Origin of the sequence: Micromonospora sp. NPDC002717 (genome assembly GCF_040295705.1) — a bacterium.
Taxonomy (GTDB): domain Bacteria; phylum Actinomycetota; class Actinomycetes; order Mycobacteriales; family Micromonosporaceae; genus Micromonospora.
The window spans coordinates 42220-60855 of the sequence record NZ_JBEOVW010000004.1 but is presented as its reverse complement, the minus strand read 5'-3'; the positions used below and the strand labels follow the sequence as shown (position 1 = coordinate 60855).

The following is an 18636-nucleotide window of genomic DNA, read 5'->3' as shown; positions in this document are numbered from 1 at the left end:
ATCCAGTCGGCAATCCGTCACCAGGCGTTCACAAGATGCGGTCGGGTGATCGCGTCTTTACGATGTGTCGACGTTCCCGACACGGGGAGGTCGCTGCCCAGTGCGTCGCCCGACGTTCCGTCCTCCGCCCGTCGCCGCGCCGGGGGCCGCCCCCCTCGCCGGGCGGCGCAGGCTGCCCGTCGCCCGGTCGACCGCCCTGCTGAGGGCCGCCGGGCGGGGCGCGCCGCCCTACGCCCGTGCTGCTCTCGGCCCGGCGTGGCCGTCCCCACAGAGCCAGCGGTGGCATCCGGCGACCGGCTCCACCGTATGAGCGCACGCCCCGGCTGAGTTCCGGCGGCCCCGCCCGCGCGGTCGTCCGGCCCGTCCGGTCGCACCGCCCGGCGCGTGGTCACACGGTGCCCGTGACCGTCGCCACGTCCGACGTCGCGGGCGGGACCCCACAATCCGTCCACGCGGCCGGCCCGCACAGTCCCGTCCAGGGGACTCGGTCGCCACCGCGTACCCGAGATCGGAGCCACGCGTTGATCCGCGTTGTCGTTGCCGAGGAGATGGGGCTGCTGCGCACCGCGCTGTGCGCCGCGCTGTCGAGCCAGGAGGACATCGAGGTCGCTGCCGAGGTGACCGGGGTGGCGGAGCTGTCCGCCGTGGTGCGTCGGCACCGGCCCGACGTGGTGGTGGTGGACCTGGCGTCGGACGCGCCGCAGCCGGTCGAGGTGGTCGCCGAGATCATCGGCGCGGCGCCCGAGACGGCCGTGCTGGGCATGGGCCGCCGGTGGAGCCAGGCCGCGGTCGGGGACCTGCTGGCCGCCGGGGTACGCGGCCTGGTCGGCAAGGACGCGTCGCTCGAGGCGCTGGTCGAGGCCGTCCGGGAACTCGCCGCCGGCGGAAAGGTCATCGATGCGGCGGCCGCCGTGACGGCGCTGCGACCCCCGTCCAGCCCGTTGACCCGTCGGGAGGTGGAGGTGCTGCGGGTGGCCGCCGAGGGCCTGCCGCTCAAGGAGATCGCCCGCCGGCTGTTCATCGCGCACGGCACGGTACGTAACCACCTGTCGGCGGTCATGCGTAAGACGGGCGCCCGCAACCGGATGGAGGCGGTGTGGCGCGCCCGCCGCGACGGCTGGATCTGACGTTCTCCGTCGCCCCGGAGGACAGGGGTTTCTCTCCGCGCTGCGCGCGGAACAGCGCGCGGCGCCTGAGCCGAGCGGCGCCGCTCGGTACGTGTTTGAATGCGGACGGTTGTGCTCGGTCCGACGACGCTCGGGAAGGTCAACGGTGATCCGTACCCTGCTGGCCCTCGACGGTGCCCTGGTCCGTGGCGCCCTTTCGCTCGTCCTCGCCGCCGAGGATGACATCAGTGTGGTGGCGGAGCTGGACCGGGAGGACGCCCTCCCGCCGGCGGTCCGGGCGCAGCGCCCCGACGTGGCGGTCGTCGACCTCGATCTCGTCGGGGCGGGGGTGGCCGGGCAGTGCCCCCTGCTGGTGCTCGCCGACCGCCGCCGCGCGCGCAGCCTGCACCGGGTCCTCACGCCGGGTCGGACCGTCGGCATCCTCGGCAACGACGTCGCTCCGCAGCGGGTGGTGGACGGGGTCCGGCGGCTGGCCCGGCGGGAGTCGGTGATCGACGCCGACCTGGTGATGGCGGCGCTGGTCCGGGACAGCCCGCTGACCGTGCGGGAGACCGAGATCCTCGACCTGACGGCGGCCGGGGCGCCGGTCGTGGAGATCGCCCGGATGCTCGGGCTCTCGCCGGGGACCGTGCGCAACCACCTCGGGCGGATCACCCGTAAGGCGGGCGCGCGCACCAGGGTGGAGGCGGTGCGGGTCGCCCGCGAGGCCGGCTGGATCTGACGGCGCCGTCTCCTACCACGATCGGGCCCAGGCACGGACCGTTCGGCGCGGAGCCGCATCCCACCACGATCCGGCACCGCCGGTGGCGTCCCGGGCGTGACCGGCCACGCGGGCGGTCACACCCGGCCGAGAGGCACGCGGGCCGGCGGTGCGACGTCCTGCCAGTGGCCGACCAGTTCGCGGTACGTGGGGGAGCGGGCCAGCAGGTCGTCGTGGGTGCCGACGAGCGGCCGGTCGCCGTCGAACACCAGCACCCGGCGGGCGCGGGTCGCCGAGCTGATCCGGTGCGCGATCACCACCAGCGTGCCGGGGCGGCGGGCGAAGGCACGTTCGACGGTCGCCTCCAGCGTCGGGTCCAGGTGGCACGTCGCCTCGTCGAGGATCACCAGCGGCGCCGGGGCCAGGTAGGCCCGGACCGCGGCGACGAGCTGCCGTTCCCCGGCGGACAGGGCGGCGGGGTCGAGCTCGGCGTCGAGCCCCCCGAGGCGGGTCACGAGGGGACGGGCCCCGAGGGCGTCCACGGCGGCCGCCACGGTCGCGTCGTCCACCTCGGGGTGCAGGTAGCGCAGGTTGTCGGCGAGGGTGCCGCTGCGCACGTACGCCTCCTGCGGCACCAGCACCCGCAGCCGGGCCAGCGCCTCGGGCGGGGTGGTGGCGACGGGTGTGCCGGCCAGGTGCACCGTGCCGGACTCCGGCGGCACCAGCCCGGCGACCAGGGCGGCCAGCGTGGATTTGCCGGCGCCGCTGGGCCCCACCACCGCCAGGTGCTCGCCGTCGGCCACGGTCAGGGTGAGGTCCGCCAGGACGGGCCGGGCGTGCGGGCCGTACCGGAAGGTCAGCCCGCGCAGCCGGACCGCGGGCGGGGCGGCCGTCGGGTCGGCGCGGCACGGCGCCTGGCCGGGCACGGCGGGCGGGCGCGGCACCGGCCCGGGCGGCGGGCAGGTGCGCAGGATCCGGTCGAGGGTGACGGCGTAGCGCAGGCCGCCGCCGCCCACGCCCTGCACGACCGCGTGCAGGGCGGGCTGCAGGCCGGTGGTGACGTAGACCAGCGCGCCCAGCACGGCGCCGGTGCTGAGCCCCTGCCGCACCAGCCACGGCGCGGCCAGCAGCAGCACCACCACCGGCAGCCAGCCGCCGAGCCCGAGGCTGAGGCTGCGCAGCGCCGCCATCCGGGCCAGCGTCCGCTCGACGTCGGCCTGCGCCGAGACCCGCCGGGCGACCCCGGCCACGACCCGGTCCTGCGCGCCGCAGGCGACCACGTCGCGGTGCCCGGCCAGCGCGGACGCCGCCGACCGGCCGAGTTCCTCCCCGGCGGCCACCTGGGCCCGCTGGTGCGCCACCATCGCCGGCAGCGCCGCGGCGAACACCGCCAGCCCGACCAGCAGCGGCGCGGCCACCGCGCCCGCCAGCGGTGGCGCCAGGGCGAGCAGGCCGAGCAGCGCCGCGCCGGCGGTGAACAGGAACCCGCGGACCACCAGCAGCAGCCCGCCGAAGGTGTCCCGGACGACCTCCACCTGGTGGGTCAGCCGGGCCACGGCCGCGCTGTCCGGCCGGCCGCCGGCCCGCGTGGCGTCGCGCAGCGCGGCGTGCACCACCCTGGCCGCCAGCTCGTCGCGGAACGGCTCCACCACGTCGCCGAGGCTGCGGTACACCTGCCCGGTGGCGGACGCGCCGACCAGCACGGCCACGGCGAGCCCGGCCAGCCAGGCCAGGCCGGTGCCGAGCTGGCCGGCCAGGAAGCCCCGGTCGACCGCGCGGGCCACGAGCAGCCCGCTGAGCAGCGCCGGCAGGGACTCGGCCACCGACCAGGCGGCGAGCCGGCCCAGCGCCCGACGACGGGCGCGCAGCGCCCCCCAGGTCGTGCCGCGTACGCCGCTCACGGGGCGTCACCGCCGGGCGCGAAGACCGCCCGGTAGTCCGGGTCGCCCCACAGCCGCCGGTGCGGCGCCACGGCCCGCAGCCGTCCGCCGTCGAGCCAGGCGACCAGGTCGGCCGCCGCCGCCGTCGCCGCGCGGTGGGTCACCACGAGCCGCGTACGCCCCTGCGCGCCGTCGGCCACCGCCCGGGCGATCCGGTGTTCGGTGGCGGTGTCCAGGCTGGACGTCGCGTCGTCCAGGATCAGCAGCCGCTCGGCGGGGAACGCCCGGGCCAGCCCCAGCCGCTGCGCCTCGCCCCCGGACAACGGCGCGTCCACCAGCCGGGTCCGGAACCCGTCGGGCAGCCGCGCGACGACGTCGGCGACCTGCGCCGCCCGCGCCGCGGCCAGCACGGCCGGCGTGGCCGGGGCACCGCCGTCGGGCGGGCGTGCCGGCCCGTCGGGCAGGGCGAGCCCGATCGCGTCGTGCACCGTCTCGCCGACCAGGGCCGGCCGGTCGAAGGCGTGCCCGACGGCCCGGCGCAGCGCGGCGGGGCGCAACCGGCGCAGCGGCAGCCCGTCGAGCAGCACCTCGCCGGAGTCCGGGTCGTGCAGCCGGCCGGCCACCGCGGCGAGGGTCGACTTGCCGGCGCCGGAGCGCCCGACGACGGCCACCGTGGCGCCGGCCGGCACGGTCAGGTCGACCCCGTCGAGGACCGCTCTGCCGTCCTCGGCGCGGACGCCGACGGCCCGTAGCCGCAGTTCGCCGCGGCCGGGCGGCAGCGGCTCGGTGCCGTCGCGGCGTACCGGGTGGGCCAGCGGCTCGGCGATCCGGCCGGCCGCCGCGCGGCTGCGGACGAGCCGGTTGAGGGTGGCCAGCACCGCGCCCAGCCCGGCGCCGAGGGCCGCGTACTGCACCGCGGCGACCAGCTGACCGGGGGAGAGCCAGCCGGCGGTGAGCGCGTACCCGCCGACGGCCACGACGGCCACCTGGAGCAGCGGCCCCACGGCGGCGGTGCGGGCGCTCGCCCGGGCCAGCAGCCGCCAGCCGAGCAGGCCGTACCCGCGCAGTTCCGGCAGGGCCGCCAGCACCCGGTCGCGTTCCCGGTCGGCGGTCGCGGCGGCGGCGATGGTGCGGGCGCCGCCCAGCGCCTCCAGCAGCCGGCCCGCGATGGCGCCCAGCACCCGCTGGTACCCGCCGACGGCGGCGGAGGCGTCGGTGACGAACGCGCGCATGAGCACCGCGAGCAGGGCCAGCCCGCCGAGGAGGGTGACGCCGAGCAGCGGCTCGATCAGGGTGAGCGCCACGACGCTGCCGACCGGGGGGAGCAGCGTGACGACGCCCAGCACCACGGCGGTGCCGGCCTGCCCGGCGTCGGCGGCCTGGCCGACGAGCCGACCGACCAGGTCGCCCACCGGGTAGCGGCGGACGGTGCGCACGTCGGAGGCGAACAGGTGGCGCAGCAGGCGCCGGCGCAGCAGGGCGGTGGCGCGGGCCGCGCCGTACCCGCCGGCGAGGTCGCCGAGGACGTCGGTGACGATGAGGACGGCGACCAGCCCGCAGGCGGCGGCGGGCCACCAGGAGCCGTGACCGCCGACGGCGGCGTCGACGGCGAGCCCGAGCGTCGCGGGAAGCGCCAGCTCGGCGGCCGCGCCGGCGAGCGCGACCGCCCCGAGCAGGACCGTCCAGCCGCTGCCGTCGCGAACCACCCGGCGCAGCAGCCGGTCGGAGCCGGTCAGCGTCCGCATCGGATCTCCCGGGAAAGACGTGCGGCCCTGGGCGGGTACGTCTACCCGCCCAGGGCCTCGCGTGGTGACCTGGTCAGTTGCAGGTCGTGATGGACAGCGAGCTGTCGCCGCAGAGCAGCAGGCTCGCGTTGCTGCCGCCGCCGGAGCGGTCGGCGGGGGCCGTCTCCAGGCCCTGGAGGTCCAGAAGCGCCATGTCGTGTCACCTCCTTCCGTGCTGGTCGGTGGGGTCGGTCGCCCTCGCGTCGGCGAGGGAGTCGGGGGCGCCCGCCAGGGGCGCGAGGAACGGCAGGGCCACCGGCGCGTCGTGCCGCGCGGCGGCCAGCGCCAGCAGCACGCCGGCGGTGCCGGTGCCGAGGTCCATGGACAGCCGCAGCAGTTGCTCGCCGGGGAACGCGGTCCCGTCCCCGTACGGCAGGGCGTGCCACGCCAGCCGCCGCACCTGGGCGTCCCGCTCGCGGCGCCGTTCCGGGTCGTCCGGGTACGCCGCGAGGTAGGCGACGATGCCGGCGCGACCGGCGAACAGGCCCGACTGCGCGTAGAACGGGGACCGGGCGGCGCGGCGCACGCCGGCGCTGGCCTCGGCGAACCGTTCGTCGGCGCGGTGCCGCAGGTACTGGTCGAGCACGAGCCCGATGCCGACGCTGCCCTGCCCGAGGTAGGGCATCGTGCGCCAGCCCTCGTTGACCTCCAGCGCGCCGCCGGGGCGGACCACGCAACGGCGCAGGTCCTGGCGCAGGGCGGTGGCGGCGTGCTCCAGCAGGGCGGGGTCGCCGGTCAGTTCGTGCAGCCGCACCAGCAGCAGCGCCGGGCCGGTCCGGCCGCGCAGCAGCCCCGCGTACGGGTGCCGCCCGCCGCTGACGTCCGGCCCCGGGTCGTCGGCGAGCCGGTCGACGACCCGCTCGGCGGCCCGCCAGGCCGCGTCGCGCAGGGCCGTCTCGCCGGTGCGCCCGGCCAGCTCGGCGAGGTTCAGCGCGATCCCGGACAGGCCGCTGGCGAGGCTGTGGTCCAGCCCGTCCGACGGCTGCCGCAGACAGATGTCGAGCACGTCGAGGGCGTCCTGCCGGCGGCCGAGCAGCTCCAGGGCGTACGCGACGCCGTGCAGGCCGTCGTAGAAGCCGCACCGGGTGCCGGAGGCGGGCGCCGTGGCCCGGCGTACGAGCCACTGCTCGTGGTGGGGCCAGCGCCCGGCGCCGCTGGCGTGCAGGGCGTACAGGACCCCGGCGGCGCCGTGGGCGAGGTTGAGCCCGCCGCTGCGGAACTGCTCGATGTCGCCGGGGAAGAGCCGGTCGTCCCGGTCGGGTGTCGCGCTGGCGAGGATCGCCCGGGCGAGCCGGTCGCGGTACGCGGGCCCGACGCCGACGGCGAGGTCGTCCGCCGCCCCGTCGGTCGTCGTGTCGGCCGTCGCGGCGGTCGTTTCGGCCGAAGCGGCGGCGGGAGCGCCGGTGATCTCCTCCACGGCGGCGTCGAGGAACCTCCTCGGCACCGGGAAGTGGGCGGCGACCACGTCGGCGAGGTGCGCGGCCTTGGCCGGCGCCAGCCGGAGCAGCTGGGTCAGCGGCAGGAACAGCGCCAGCCGCAGGCAGGCCAGGGCGTACCGGTCGACGGCGGGGCCGGTGCGGTCCCGGGGCGCGGCGAAGCCCTGGTTGCGCAGGCCCGGCCGGCGGTGTCCGTCGATCGGGGCGGCGACCTCGAAGTCCACCAGCGCGATCCGGTCGTCGGGGCGGACCATGACGTTGAACAGGTGCAGGTCGCCGTAGACGAGGCCGCGGGCGTGGATGGCCAGCACGACCTCCTCGACCTGCCGGTGGACGTCCAGCGCCCACCGGGTGTAGTCGGCGCGGTCGGCGTCCGTGGCGTCGGCGTCGATCAGCGGGTACCGGTCGACCAGGACCTTGTTCAACGCCCGGCCCTCGACGAACTCCAGCGCGAGGAAGCGGTGCTCGCCGAGAGTGAACTCGTCGTGCACCCGGGGCACCTGCGGCAGGTCGGCGAGGCGGCGCAGCGCCTCGGCCTCCCGGCCCAGCCGGGCGACGGCGTCGGTGCCGTCGGCGTCCAGCCCGGCGTGCGGTCGGGCCTCCTTCAGCACCACCTGGGTGTCGCTGCGCAGGTCCCGTCCGACGTAGAGGCCGCCGCCGTTGGAGAAGTGGATGACCTTCTCGATCCGGTACGGCACCTCGTCGGTGCTGGTGGCGTTGCGGGCGGCCAGGTGCGGGCCGAGGAAATCGGGCAGCGTCACCCAGGACGGCACGTGGAAGACGGGGTCGCGGCGGTCCGGCACGAGGGTGCCGGTGTCGTCCTCGATCGCCGGGACGACCTGGCCGTCGGGGGATTGGCAATAGCGGGCCGCGAAGCCGCCGTAGCGCACGTACACCGGCCCGGCGCCGTGGCGCAGGTCGCTGAGGATGTACGGGCCGGGTTCGCCGGCGAGCAGCTCGTCCAGCTCCTTGCAGACCAGCTCCAGCTCCGCGTCGTCACGGGGATAGACGGTGACGAACTTGCCGCTGGCCCCGCGGGAGGCGTACTTGGCGTTGCGCAGCAGCAGGGTGCGCGGGCCGCGGAGGAACTTGAACGACAGCCCCCGCGGGACGCAGTATTCCCAGACGGTGTCCAGCACCCGCTCGGCGTTGGCCAGGGTCGCCGACACGTGGATCTTCCAGCCCTGCTGGGGCAGCGTGCCGCCCTCGGGGGCGTAGATGAGCCAGTCGTCGAGCGGCTCCGAGCGCCAGCCGTCGGGCACGGGCCGCCGGGCCGCCGCGAAGGTGGGCTGTTCGACCGCGCTGCCGAGCGAGTCGTAGAACAGCCGGTCGGCGGCGCAGTAGCTGTCGTAGCGATCGTCCACCGTGACCACTCCCTCCGCTGTTCGGTCCATCTCTTGGTCCTGCTGGCTGATCTGAGTTTGTCCGTTCGGGCCATGGCGGATCCAGTGCGATCAGTCATGACAGTGGATGCGTGCTGCACGGCCGGCCGTGACAAATGTCAGGTGCGCCCGGGGTGCTCGTCCGTCGCGCCGGCGGCTGGCGGGCGATGTCGCCGTCGCCGGGGCGGGCGGTGCGGGCGCCCCGGTGGGTGGCGGTACGGTGCTCGCCGTGACCGCAGACGATCACCCCTCCGCCGCCGGCGGACCCGTCGCCGTGCTGGCCAACCCGACCGCCGGCCGAGGACGGCACCGGGGGCTGCTGCCGCAGGTCCTGCGCCGGCTCGCGGCCGCCGGCCGGCCGGTGCGCCTGCTGCACGCGAACAGCGCCGACGAGGCCGAGTCGGCCTGCCGCACGGCGGTCGGCGACGGCGCGTCCGCCCTGGTCGCGGTGGGCGGCGACGGCACGGTGCACCGCGCGTTGCAGGCGGTCGCCGGCACGGCGGTGCCGTTCGGTCCGGTGCCGGCCGGCACCGGCAACGACTTCGCGGTCGACACCGGCTTCCCGGCCGACCCGCTCGCCGCCGTCGACGTGATCGCGGCGGCGTTGCGCGACGGCCGCACCCGGCCGGTGGACCTGGCGCGGCTGACGGGAGCCGGCGGCGTGCGCCGCTGGTACGGCGCGGTGCTCGCGGCCGGCTTCGACGCGATCGTCAACGAGCGCGCCAACCGGATGCGCCTGCCGCGCGGGCCGCGCCGCTACGACCTGGCGATCCTGGTGGAGTTGGCCCGGTTGCGCCCGCGCCGCTACACGCTGCGGCTCGACGGGGTGGCGCACGAGGTGGACGCCGTTCTGGTGGCGGTGGGCAACTGTGCCAGCTACGGCGGCGGCATGCGGATCTGCCCCGACGCGGACCCCGCCGACGGGCTGCTCGACGTGGTGGTGGGCGGCCGGTTCGACAGGCGCACCCTGATGCGGGTCAAGCCGCGCATCTACCAGGGCACCCACGTGGCGCACCCGCTGGTGCGCAGCTACCGCGCCCGTACGGTCGAGTTGAGCGCCGAGGGCATCACCACGTACGCCGACGGCGAGCGGGCGCTGGACCTCCCGGTGACCGTGACCGCCGTCCCGGCCGCCGTCCACCTGCTCCGCTGACTGCGAGGCTGGCCGGGTCGGTCCGCTCCCGCATCCCGCTGTCAGGGGGTGGGGGTGGTGCGGACGATGCGGTCCAGCCACTCCGCGAGCAGGGCGCGCTCGGCCGGGGATAGGTCGGTGGTCAGCCCGTCGAGGGCGGCGCGCAGCGCCACCGCGTGCCGGACCGGGTTGCCGGCCCGGGAGGTCGCCCGGGCCGCGGGGGAGTCGGTGACCAGCGCGGCGAGCACCGCCTCCCGCGTCCGAGTCGACAGGGCGGGGTCACGCTGGGGCGGCGGGGTGCGGATCAGGGCGAGGGTCACCCCGCAGGCGGCGGCGTGCAGCATCTCGGTGGCCTCGTCGACGCCCGCGCGCAGCCGGCCCGCCTCGGCCACCCGGTGCACGAGCTGGCGCAGGATGTCGGCCGCGACCCGGGCCGCGGTCGGGGTCTCGCCGGGGCGCGGGTCGCCGTACATCAGGGCGTGGCAGGCCGGGTTGGCCAGGCCGAAGCCGACGTGCAGCTCCCAGCCCCGGCGCAGGTCGTCGACCGGGTCGCCGGCGAGGTCCCGGGACGCCTCGGCGTGCAGGTACGCGGCGAACCCGTAGCTGGCCGCCGCGTCCAGCAGGCCGCGCATGTCGCCGAACTGCCGGTAGATGGTCGGCGCCTGCACCCCGGCCGCCCGGCTCACCGCGCGCGTCGAGACCGCCTCCCGGCCGCCTTCGGCGAGCAGGGCGGCGGCGGCCCGGACGATCCGGTCCCGGGGCGACGTCTCGGTGATCATGGCAACGACGATAACGCCCTCGCGTTAGCGACGGTGGCTAACGCTGCTGTCGCCTCGTTGTTAGCGGTGCTGGTCGACGCCGGCCACGTCCAGCACGGTGCCCAGGCCGTTGGCGCGCCCCGCCTCGGCGGCCGGCAGCACCAGCACCCCGCACCCGGCCGCGACGGCTCCCGCGTCGGCCGGCGTGTCGCCCACCATCAGCGCGCGCTCCGGGTCGACGCCGAGCATTCCGCAGGCGCGCAGGAAGATCCCCGGGTCCGGCTTGCAGCGCCCGACCTCGTACGACAGGGCGTAGGCGTCGACCAGGTCGGCCAACCCCCACGCCGCGAACATCGGCCGGATGTCGAAGCCGATGTTGCTGACCACGGCCACCGGGACGCCGGCGGCGCGCAGGGCGGCCAGGGTCGGCGCGGTGTCCGGGTACGGCACCCAGCCGTCGGGGACCAGCACCCGCTCGTAGAGCGCCTTGGCGAAGCCCTCGATGCCGGCGTCGACGGTCTCGGCGAGCCCCGTGTAGGCGCCGCGGTGGGCGTGCGGGTAGAGATCCCGGTCGGCCCACAGCTCGGCCAGCCGGGGCGGAACCCGGGCCGGCAGGGGGCCGCCCGCCCGGCCCGCCGTCAACAGCCGGTCGGCCAGCGCGGTGGCCCGCATCCGCTCCAGCGTCACGCCGCAGGAGGCCGCGGCGGCGAGCACCCACTCGCGGGGCTCCTCCACCTGGGCCAGCGTGCCGTGGAAGTCGAACAGGACCGCCTCCACGGGGCGGCGGGACGGGCCCGGGACGACGGCGTCGTCGGCCCCGGGTGAGGCGTGGGGCGGTTCGGCATGGTCCGGCACGTCGTGCACCCTACCGACCGCCCCCGACCCCGCTGTCGGTTGGCCTTGTCACGTGGCCGCCGTCGGCACGCACTAATCTTGAGGACATGTCGAGCCCCGCCGAGCGGTACGCCGCGGCGCGCCGCCGGGCCGCGCAGGCCTCCCAGTTCCCGGCGCTGGACGAGTTCGCCCTCGATCTGGGGTTCGATCTCGACGACTTCCAGCGGGAGGCGTGCCAGGCGCTGGAGCGCGGCAGCGGCGTGCTCGTCTGCGCCCCCACCGGCGCCGGCAAGACGGTGGTCGGCGAGTTCGCCGTACACCTGGCGCTGCGCGGCGCGCCGGGGCGCGAGGCCGGCGGTCCCGGCGGCGCGGGCGACGAGGTGGTGCCCGCGGCCGGCGGCGAGGCCGCTCCGGCCCCGGCCGCGCCCCGGCGGCGCAAGTGCTTCTACACCACCCCGATCAAGGCGCTGTCGAACCAGAAGTACCACGACCTGGTCGACCGCTACGGCGCCGAGCAGGTCGGTCTGCTCACCGGCGACAACGCCATCAACGGCGACGCCCCGGTGGTGGTGATGACCACCGAGGTGCTGCGCAACATGCTCTACGCCGGCTCGGCCACCCTCGAGGGCCTGGCGTACGTGGTGATGGACGAGGTGCACTACCTCGCCGACCGGTTCCGCGGCGGGGTCTGGGAAGAGGTGATCATCCACCTGCCCGCCTCCGTCACCCTGGTCTCCCTCTCGGCCACCGTGTCCAACGCCGAGGAGTTCGCCGACTGGCTGGTCACCGTGCGCGGCGAGACCGCCGTGGTGGTCAGCGAGCACCGCCCGGTGCCGCTGTGGCAGCACATGCTGGTCGGCAAGCGGATGTTCGACCTGTTCCACGACGCCGACGCCGCCCGCAAGCACGACGTGCACCCCGAGCTGCTGCGCTACACCCGCGACACCATGCGCCGGCTGGAGTTGGGCGAGGGGCGCAGCGCCGGCCCGGGCGGCGGGCGGCGCGGGCCCCGCTGGCGCGGCCCGATGCGCCCCGACATCGTCGACCGGCTGGACCGGGAGGGCCTGCTGCCGGCGATCCTGTTCATCTTCAGCCGCGCCGGCTGCGCCGCCGCCGTGCAGCAGTGCCTCGCCGCCGGGCTGCGGCTCACCTCGCCCGAGGAGCGGGCGGAGATCCGTCGGGTCGTCGAGTCCCGGGTCACCGCGATCCCCGGCGAGGACCTGACCGTGCTCGGCTACTGGGAGTGGCTCGACGGCCTCGAACGCGGCCTGGCCGCCCACCACGCCGGCATGCTGCCGGTGTTCAAGGAGGTCGTCGAGGAGCTGTTCGTCCGGGGCCTGGTGAAGGCGGTCTTCGCCACCGAGACGCTCGCCCTGGGCATCAACATGCCGGCCCGCTGCGTGGTGCTGGAGCGCCTGGTCAAGTACAACGGCGAGGCACACGTCGACCTGACGCCGGGGGAGTACACGCAGCTCACCGGCCGCGCCGGCCGGCGCGGCATCGACGTCGAGGGGCACGCCGTCGTCGTCTGGTCCCCGGAGACCGACCCCCGGCACGTCGCCGGCCTCGCCTCCACCCGCACCTACCCGTTGCGGTCCAGCTTCCGGCCGTCGTACAACATGGCGGTCAACCTGGTCGGCACGGTGGGCGCGGAGCCGGCCCGGGCGCTGCTGGAGTCCTCCTTCGCGCAGTTCCAGGCGGACCGCTCGGTGGTCGGCCTGGCCCGCCAGGTGCAGCGCAACACCGAGACCATCGAGGCGTACGGCGTGGAGGCGGCCTGCCACCACGGCGACTTCGACGAGTACTTCGCGCTGCGGGTCGCCATCGCCGACCGGGAACGGGCCATCGCCCGGCAGGGGCAGAGCCAGCGCAAGGCCGCCGCGGTGGCCTCGCTGGAGCGGCTGCGCGTCGGCGACGTGATCCGGGTGCCGTCAGGCCGGCGGGCCGGCCTGGCGGTCGTGCTCGACCCGGCCACCGGCGGCTTCGGTGAGCCCCGGCCGCTGGTGCTCACCCAGGACCGCTGGGCCGGCCGCGTCAGTCCCGGCGACTTCACCACCCCCGCCGAGGTGTTGGCGCGGATCCGGGTGCCGAAGCACTTCAACCACCGGTCGCCGGCCGCCCGGCGCGACCTGGCCGCCGAGGTCAGCGGCACCGGGCTGGACCGGCACGGCGGGCGCCGGGGCGGCCGTTCCCGCCAGGCCGTCGGCGAGGACCACCGGCTCAGCCAGCTCCGCGGCGAGCTGCGTCGCCACCCCTGTCACGCCTGCCCGGACCGCGAGGAGCACGCCCGCTGGGCGGAGCGGCGCCGCCGCCTGGAGAAGGACACGGAGGAGCTGCGGCAGCGGGTGGCCGGCCGGACCGGTTCGCTGGCCCGTACGTTCGACCGGATCGTCGCGCTGCTCACCGCCCGCGGGTACCTCGCGCCCGACGGCACGGTGACCGACGCTGGCCGGATGCTCGGCCGGATCTGGACGGAGGCGGATCTGCTGGTCGCCGAGTGCCTGCGCCGGGGGGTGTGGGACGGGCTCTCCCCGGCCGAACTCGCCGCCGCCGTGTCGGTGGTGGTCTTCGAGGCCCGCCGCGACGTCGACGAGCGGGCGTCGCTGCCCCGCGGCCCCGTGGCCGAGGCGGTCGACGAGACGCTCAAGCTGTGGAGCGAGATCGAGGCGGACGAGGCGGCCCGTGGCCTGGCGGTCACCCGCGAGCCGGATCTGGGCTTCGCCTGGCCGGTCTACCGGTGGGCCCGGGGCGAGGCCCTGGCGAAGGTGCTCGCGAGCGGCCACGAGATCGACGGCGAGATGCCGGCCGGCGACTTCGTCCGATGGGCCCGGCAGGTGGTGGACCTGCTCGGTCAGCTCGCCGACTCCGGCGGCGCCTCGTCGGAGCTGAGGTCCACCGCCAGGCAGGCGATCGCCGCGGTCAACCGGGGCGTACTGGCGTACCACGCCCCGGCCTGACCCGTCACTCTCCGTGGCGGCGCGTCGGAATCCCGCGCGTCGGCGCGGGTCTGCAGCCCGGTGACGATCTTCGGCCGCGGCGGCCGAAGCGCCGCCCACTGAGCGCCGGTCGGACCGGTCGATCTCGCCGGGCCGGCGCTGGCGTTCGGCATGCCCGCGACGGGTGCGGTTCCACGTCCTTCGGCGGGTTGACCATCGTGGGGCTGGATCGGGCCGTGCGCGTCGACGGTCGGCTGTCGACAGACGAATCCTCCCTGATCACAGGCGCACCGCGGCGCTGAAGTGCGTTCGAAGTCGTCTTGAAGTCCGCGACCGCCAGGATGTGCGCGACGTACGTGACCGAGGGGTCACGCGCGGTTGCGACGGGGAGGAGCGTGGCGGCGTGGGCCGATTGCGTGAGTGGGTCGCCGCCTCGGTGGCGGTGGTTCTGCTGGGCGGCGGTGTGGCGGTGGCATCGACGGCGCAGGCGGCACCCGATGCCGCGCGTACGGAAGAGTTGTCACCGGAGCGGGAGGCGACGGCCGCCGCGGCGGCCACCGGCGAGCGGATCGAGGTCGTGGCGTCCCGCACCGAGCGGCAGCAGGTGTTCGCCAACCCCGACGGCTCCTTCACCATGGAGCTGTCCCTCGGGCCGGAGCGGGTACGCAGGGGCAACGGCTGGGTCGACCCCGACACCCGACTGGTGCGGCGCGCCGACGGCGCGATCGTGCCGGTTGCGCCCGCCACGCCGGTGGTGTTCTCCGGTGGGGGATCGGCGGCTCCGCTCGCGCGGCTGTCCGAGGGGGACCGCTGGATCGAGATGAGCTGGCCGGACCCGCTACCGCCGCCGCAGCTGTCCGGGGAGACCGCTACCTACCCCGAGGTGCTGCCCGGAGTGGACCTTCAGCTCACCGCGCACGCGGAGGGCTTCGCGCCGGTGCTCGTGGTCAAGACCCGCGAGGCGGCCGACAACCCCCGCGTCGCGGAGATCGACTTCGAGCTGTCGGCGCAGGGCCTGACGGTGACCGAGCAACCGGACGGCACGCTGGCGGCGCAGGACGAGGCGGGCGACGTCGTCTTCGCCTCGTCCCGGGTCGAGATGTCGGACACGCCGTCGCCGGCCGCCACGACGAGCGAGGACGAGCCGACCGAGACCGTGGGGGTGGGCAACCAGGCGGTGGGCGAGCTGGAGCTGGTGGGCGGCGACCTCACGATCGTCCCGGACCAGGCTCTGCTGGACGACCCGACGACGGTGTATCCGGTCCGGATCGACCCGTGGTGGACGGCGCCACAGTACGGGTGGGCCAAGGTGTTCGCGGGCAAGCCCGACATGGCGTACTGGAACGGCGGCATGGACGGCCCCGAGGCGAAGGTCGGCTACTGCGGGTTCGCGGGCTGCAACGGCATCGGGACGGCCCGGTCGTACTTCCAGTTCGACACGAGGGCACTGGCGGGGGCGACGCTGCTGGGCGCGGAGTTGAACATCCGGGAGATCTGGGCGCCGTCGTGTGCCCCGGCGCCGCTGCGGCTGTACCGCACCAACCCGATCGGCCAGGGCATGACGTGGAGACGTGGGCAACCGGGCTGGGGGACGAGCACGGAGCCCTGGCACCTCACGACCGTTTCCGCCGCCCACGGCTACGGCCCGTCCTGCCCGGCGAACTGGCTTGGGTTCGACCTGGGCGGCAACGTGGTCAGCCCCGGCGGGGTGACCACCTTCATGCTTCGCGCGGATGACGAGGGAACGGGCGCGAGCGCCCAGTGGAAGAAGTTCAACAGCTTCGCGAACGGTCGGTTCGCGCCGAGGCTGCTCGTCAAGTACAACTGGCCGCCGGACGTGCCGTGGCAGCTCTCCGCGTCGGCCGGCCGGATGGCACCGAGCCTCGGCTGCGCGGGCGCGGTGGACCAGGCGTTCTCTCCCACGGGCGCGCTGGCGCTGTCCGCCGTCCTCGACGATCGGGACGCACAGAACCTGTCGGCGAAGTTCGAGTGGTGGCAGTACGGCGCCGGCGCCCCGGCCGGCAGCACCCAGACGGCGGCGCAGCAGCCCGGGCTACGGCACCGGGCCGCGATCCCCGCTGGCGTCTTCGGCGACGGCAAGCGGATTTCCTGGCGGGTACGGGCGTTCGACGGCGTCAACTGGAGCGGATGGTCCCGCTTCTGTCAGGTGACCGTGGACGCCACGAAGCCGGGCGCGCCGAGGCTGACCTCGACGGACTTCCCGGAGAACGGGTTCGGCGGCTATCCGGGTAAGACCGGTGCGGTCACGGTGACGGCAGCGGACGGCGACAGGGACGTGCTCGGCTTCCAGTGGAGCCTGGACTTCCAGGACTTCCCGCTGGTCTCCCTCAACTCGCCGCGCTTCGTGCCGGCCGTCAACGGCGTCGCCACGATCCGGGTCACCCCGCTGAGCGACGGTCCACACGAGCTGTACGTGCGCGCGGTCGACCGGGCGCTCAACGTGTCCGCGCCCTACCGGACACCCGACGACGACGGCGGCGGAGTGCCACCGGGAGGCGGATACCACTTCCTGGTCGGCTCCGATGCTCCCGGGCAGATCGGGCACTGGCCGCTCGACGGCCGCATCAGTGCCGTCCCGAACAACAACGCACCGGACCTCACCGGCGGGCGTCCCGCCACCGTGTCCGGCATGCACCCGGAGACGGGCGCGATGTGGAGGCGCGGGCGCATCGGCGACGCGTTGGAGTTCACCGGCGCCGGGAGCGGCTACGCGGCCACCCGCGAACGCGTGCTGCGCACGAACCAGACCTTCAGCGTCTCGACCTGGGCGACGCTCGGCGCCGTCGACACCGGGACCTACGCCGCTGTCTCGCAGGACGGCAGCGTGGCCTCCGGCTTCTATCTCGGTTACGTCGGTGACCAGAAGCGCTTCGCGTTCCGGATGGCGTCGGCTGACTCGACGCAGGCGCCGATAGCCCGGGCGGTCTCGACCAGGGAGCCGATAGCCGGCGTCTGGTATCACCTCGTCGGAGTCTTCGACCTCAGCACCCGGGAGCTGCGGCTGTACGTCAATGGCGTGCTGAACACCGTGGCCAGGGTGGACGCGACCTGGGACGCGGCCGGGCCGCTGCAGATCGGGCGCTCGAGGTACCGCAGCCAGTACACGGAACCGTGGCGCGGCCGCGTCGACGACGTCAAGGTCTGGCAGCGGGCGCTCGTGCCCGCCGAGATCCGGGCGTTGGCCAACACGCCGGTGATCGAGGAGGCGTTCCTTCCCTTGGACGAGGGGGCCGGCACCCGCGTCGGTGACGTCTCCGGCAACTACCGGAACGCCACCGCGACGGGTGGGATCTCGTGGCCGCCGGGCCCGGTCGGCGACCACGCCATCGAACTCGACGGCGTTGACGACGCGGTCACCGGCACGGAGCAGGCGGTGCGCACCGACGGCAGCTTCAGCGTGACGGCCCGGGCGCGGCGGGACCCGGAGGGCACCAGCACCGCCCAGACGGTGGTGAGCCAGGACGGGCCGACCGCATCGGGATTCACCCTGGGGTACGCCAACGGCAAGTGGGTCTTCGCGGTGTCCCCGGCGGACGGCGCCGCGCCGATCAAGGCGCAGGCCGACGCCGAGGACTGCGACCCCGGCCCCTCCGGAGGCTGCTACTGGGTCGACCTGGCCGGCGTGTACGACGCGGCGGCCGGTGAGGTCCGGCTCTACGTCGAGGGCGTGGAGACCGTCGCGGTGGGCGGCGTGCGCGCGCACGTGCCTGGCCCCTTGACGATCGGCCGGGCCAGGTCGGCCGGGCAGGCGACCGCGTTCTTCGACGGCCGCGTCGACGACGTGCACGTCTACACCGGCGTGCTCAGCAAGGAACTCATCGTCGACCACAACGAGAGCCAGGTGACCGCGCGCCCGAACCCGTACGGCGGACAGCTCAGCCGGTTCGTCAACCACGACGGCCGACACTTCGTGAGCACCGGTCCGGTGCCGCCGGCGATGCTGTGGGAGCCCGGCCTCGGTCTGCTGGCGCCCCCGGACACGCCCGGCACGCGGATGCTCTACTCCTGCCGGTACTCCGGCGGCTGGTACATGGCCGTGGTCGACACGTGCGAGGGAACCGACAAGACACTCCTGGGCGAGATCGGCCTGGCCTACAAGAATCCGCCACCGGATCATCCGTCGTTGCCGATCTACCGCTGTGTGGTTCCGGCCACCGGAGACCACTACAGCACGCCCTACCAAGCCTGCGAGGACCCGGTGCATCGCAACGAGGGGCTCTTCGGGTACACCCTGGCCTACCGGCAGTTGGTCCGCTACGTCTCGGACGCGCCGGGGCACGACCACCTCACGGTCGGTACGCTCGCCCGCCTGCCCGCCGGCTACCAGCCGGAGGGCACACAGGGGATCATCGCGCTGACCGGCGATTCCGGCGCGAACGCCCTCTACTCCTGCGTCGACGGCACCGACGAGTTCCTGTCGACCGACCCCGCCTGCGAGGGCAAGACGGTGCGCCGCCGCGAGGGTGGCATCTGGACGCAGCCGCCGGCGTTCGCCGCCGCGACCGCGCCGTTGTACTCCTGCCGCCTCACCGAAGCCGAGGGCGGGGACCGGTTCACCTCCCTGGACGAGCAGTGCGAGGGCAGGACGACCCAGGCCAGCCGGCTCGGCTACGTCATCACGAGCCTCCACTAGGGAAGGAACGACG

Annotated in this window: 11 protein-coding genes; 5 read left to right on the top strand and 6 right to left on the bottom strand. The window is 75.5% G+C overall.

Annotated elements, in window-relative coordinates:
* Window positions 1-521 precede the first annotated feature (521 nt).
* Together ABT006_RS08410 and ABT006_RS08405 are read left to right on the top strand one after the other, a co-directional pair.
* Window positions 522-1127 carry a LuxR C-terminal-related transcriptional regulator gene (locus ABT006_RS08410; RefSeq protein ID WP_350704254.1) on the top strand — a complete coding sequence of 202 codons (606 nt, stop codon included), beginning with the start codon at window positions 522-524 and terminating at the stop codon, window positions 1125-1127.
* A 145-nt stretch (window positions 1128-1272) separates the two neighbouring features.
* The gene (locus ABT006_RS08405; RefSeq protein ID WP_350704252.1) at window positions 1273-1848 is read left to right on the top strand and encodes a response regulator transcription factor; all 576 of its coding nucleotides are present in this window, start codon (window positions 1273-1275) and stop codon (window positions 1846-1848) included.
* A gap of 116 nt (window positions 1849-1964) precedes the next feature.
* On the opposite strand, the gene ABT006_RS08400 is transcribed toward ABT006_RS08405, so the two are convergent.
* The 4 genes from ABT006_RS08400 to lanKC all read right to left on the bottom strand — a co-directional run bounded on the left by ABT006_RS08400 (window position 1965) and on the right by lanKC (window position 8321).
* Window positions 1965-3728: an ATP-binding cassette domain-containing protein gene (locus tag ABT006_RS08400; protein WP_350704251.1), complete on the bottom strand. Its 1764-nt coding sequence runs from the start codon at window positions 3726-3728 to the stop codon at window positions 1965-1967.
* Window positions 3725-5452 (bottom strand): ATP-binding cassette domain-containing protein, encoded by a 1728-nt coding sequence (locus ABT006_RS08395; RefSeq protein ID WP_350704249.1) that lies wholly within the window; start codon window positions 5450-5452, stop codon window positions 3725-3727. Before ABT006_RS08395 ends, ABT006_RS08400 begins: the two co-directional genes overlap by 4 nt.
* Before the next feature lie 73 nt (window positions 5453-5525).
* Entirely contained in the window at window positions 5526-5645 is a 120-nt protein-coding gene (locus ABT006_RS08390) for a SapB/AmfS family lanthipeptide (protein WP_350704247.1), read from the bottom strand.
* Between the two features lie 6 nt (window positions 5646-5651).
* Window positions 5652-8321, bottom strand: a complete 2670-nt coding sequence (gene lanKC, locus ABT006_RS08385; protein ID WP_350704245.1) for a class III lanthionine synthetase LanKC — start codon at window positions 8319-8321, stop codon at window positions 5652-5654.
* A 208-nt stretch (window positions 8322-8529) separates the two neighbouring features.
* Between lanKC and ABT006_RS08380 the strand changes: the two genes are divergently transcribed.
* Window positions 8530-9462 (top strand): diacylglycerol kinase family protein, encoded by a 933-nt coding sequence (locus ABT006_RS08380; protein ID WP_350704627.1) that lies wholly within the window; start codon window positions 8530-8532, stop codon window positions 9460-9462.
* 41 nt (window positions 9463-9503) lie between these two features.
* Here the strand turns inward: ABT006_RS08380 and ABT006_RS08375 are convergent, their stop codons facing one another.
* Both ABT006_RS08375 and ABT006_RS08370 read right to left on the bottom strand, forming a co-directional pair.
* Window positions 9504-10220 (bottom strand): TetR/AcrR family transcriptional regulator, encoded by a 717-nt coding sequence (locus ABT006_RS08375; RefSeq protein WP_350704243.1) that lies wholly within the window; start codon window positions 10218-10220, stop codon window positions 9504-9506.
* Between the two features lie 60 nt (window positions 10221-10280).
* Window positions 10281-11054 carry an HAD family hydrolase gene (locus tag ABT006_RS08370; RefSeq protein ID WP_350704241.1) on the bottom strand — a complete coding sequence of 258 codons (774 nt, stop codon included), beginning with the start codon at window positions 11052-11054 and terminating at the stop codon, window positions 10281-10283.
* Between the two features lie 86 nt (window positions 11055-11140).
* On the opposite strand from ABT006_RS08370, the gene ABT006_RS08365 reads away from it, so the two are divergent.
* Together ABT006_RS08365 and ABT006_RS08360 are read left to right on the top strand one after the other, a co-directional pair.
* The gene (locus ABT006_RS08365; protein ID WP_350704239.1) at window positions 11141-13990 is read left to right on the top strand and encodes a DEAD/DEAH box helicase; all 2850 of its coding nucleotides are present in this window, start codon (window positions 11141-11143) and stop codon (window positions 13988-13990) included.
* A gap of 382 nt (window positions 13991-14372) precedes the next feature.
* The gene (locus ABT006_RS08360; protein WP_350704237.1) at window positions 14373-18623 is read left to right on the top strand and encodes a LamG-like jellyroll fold domain-containing protein; all 4251 of its coding nucleotides are present in this window, start codon (window positions 14373-14375) and stop codon (window positions 18621-18623) included.
* Window positions 18624-18636 lie beyond the last annotated feature (13 nt).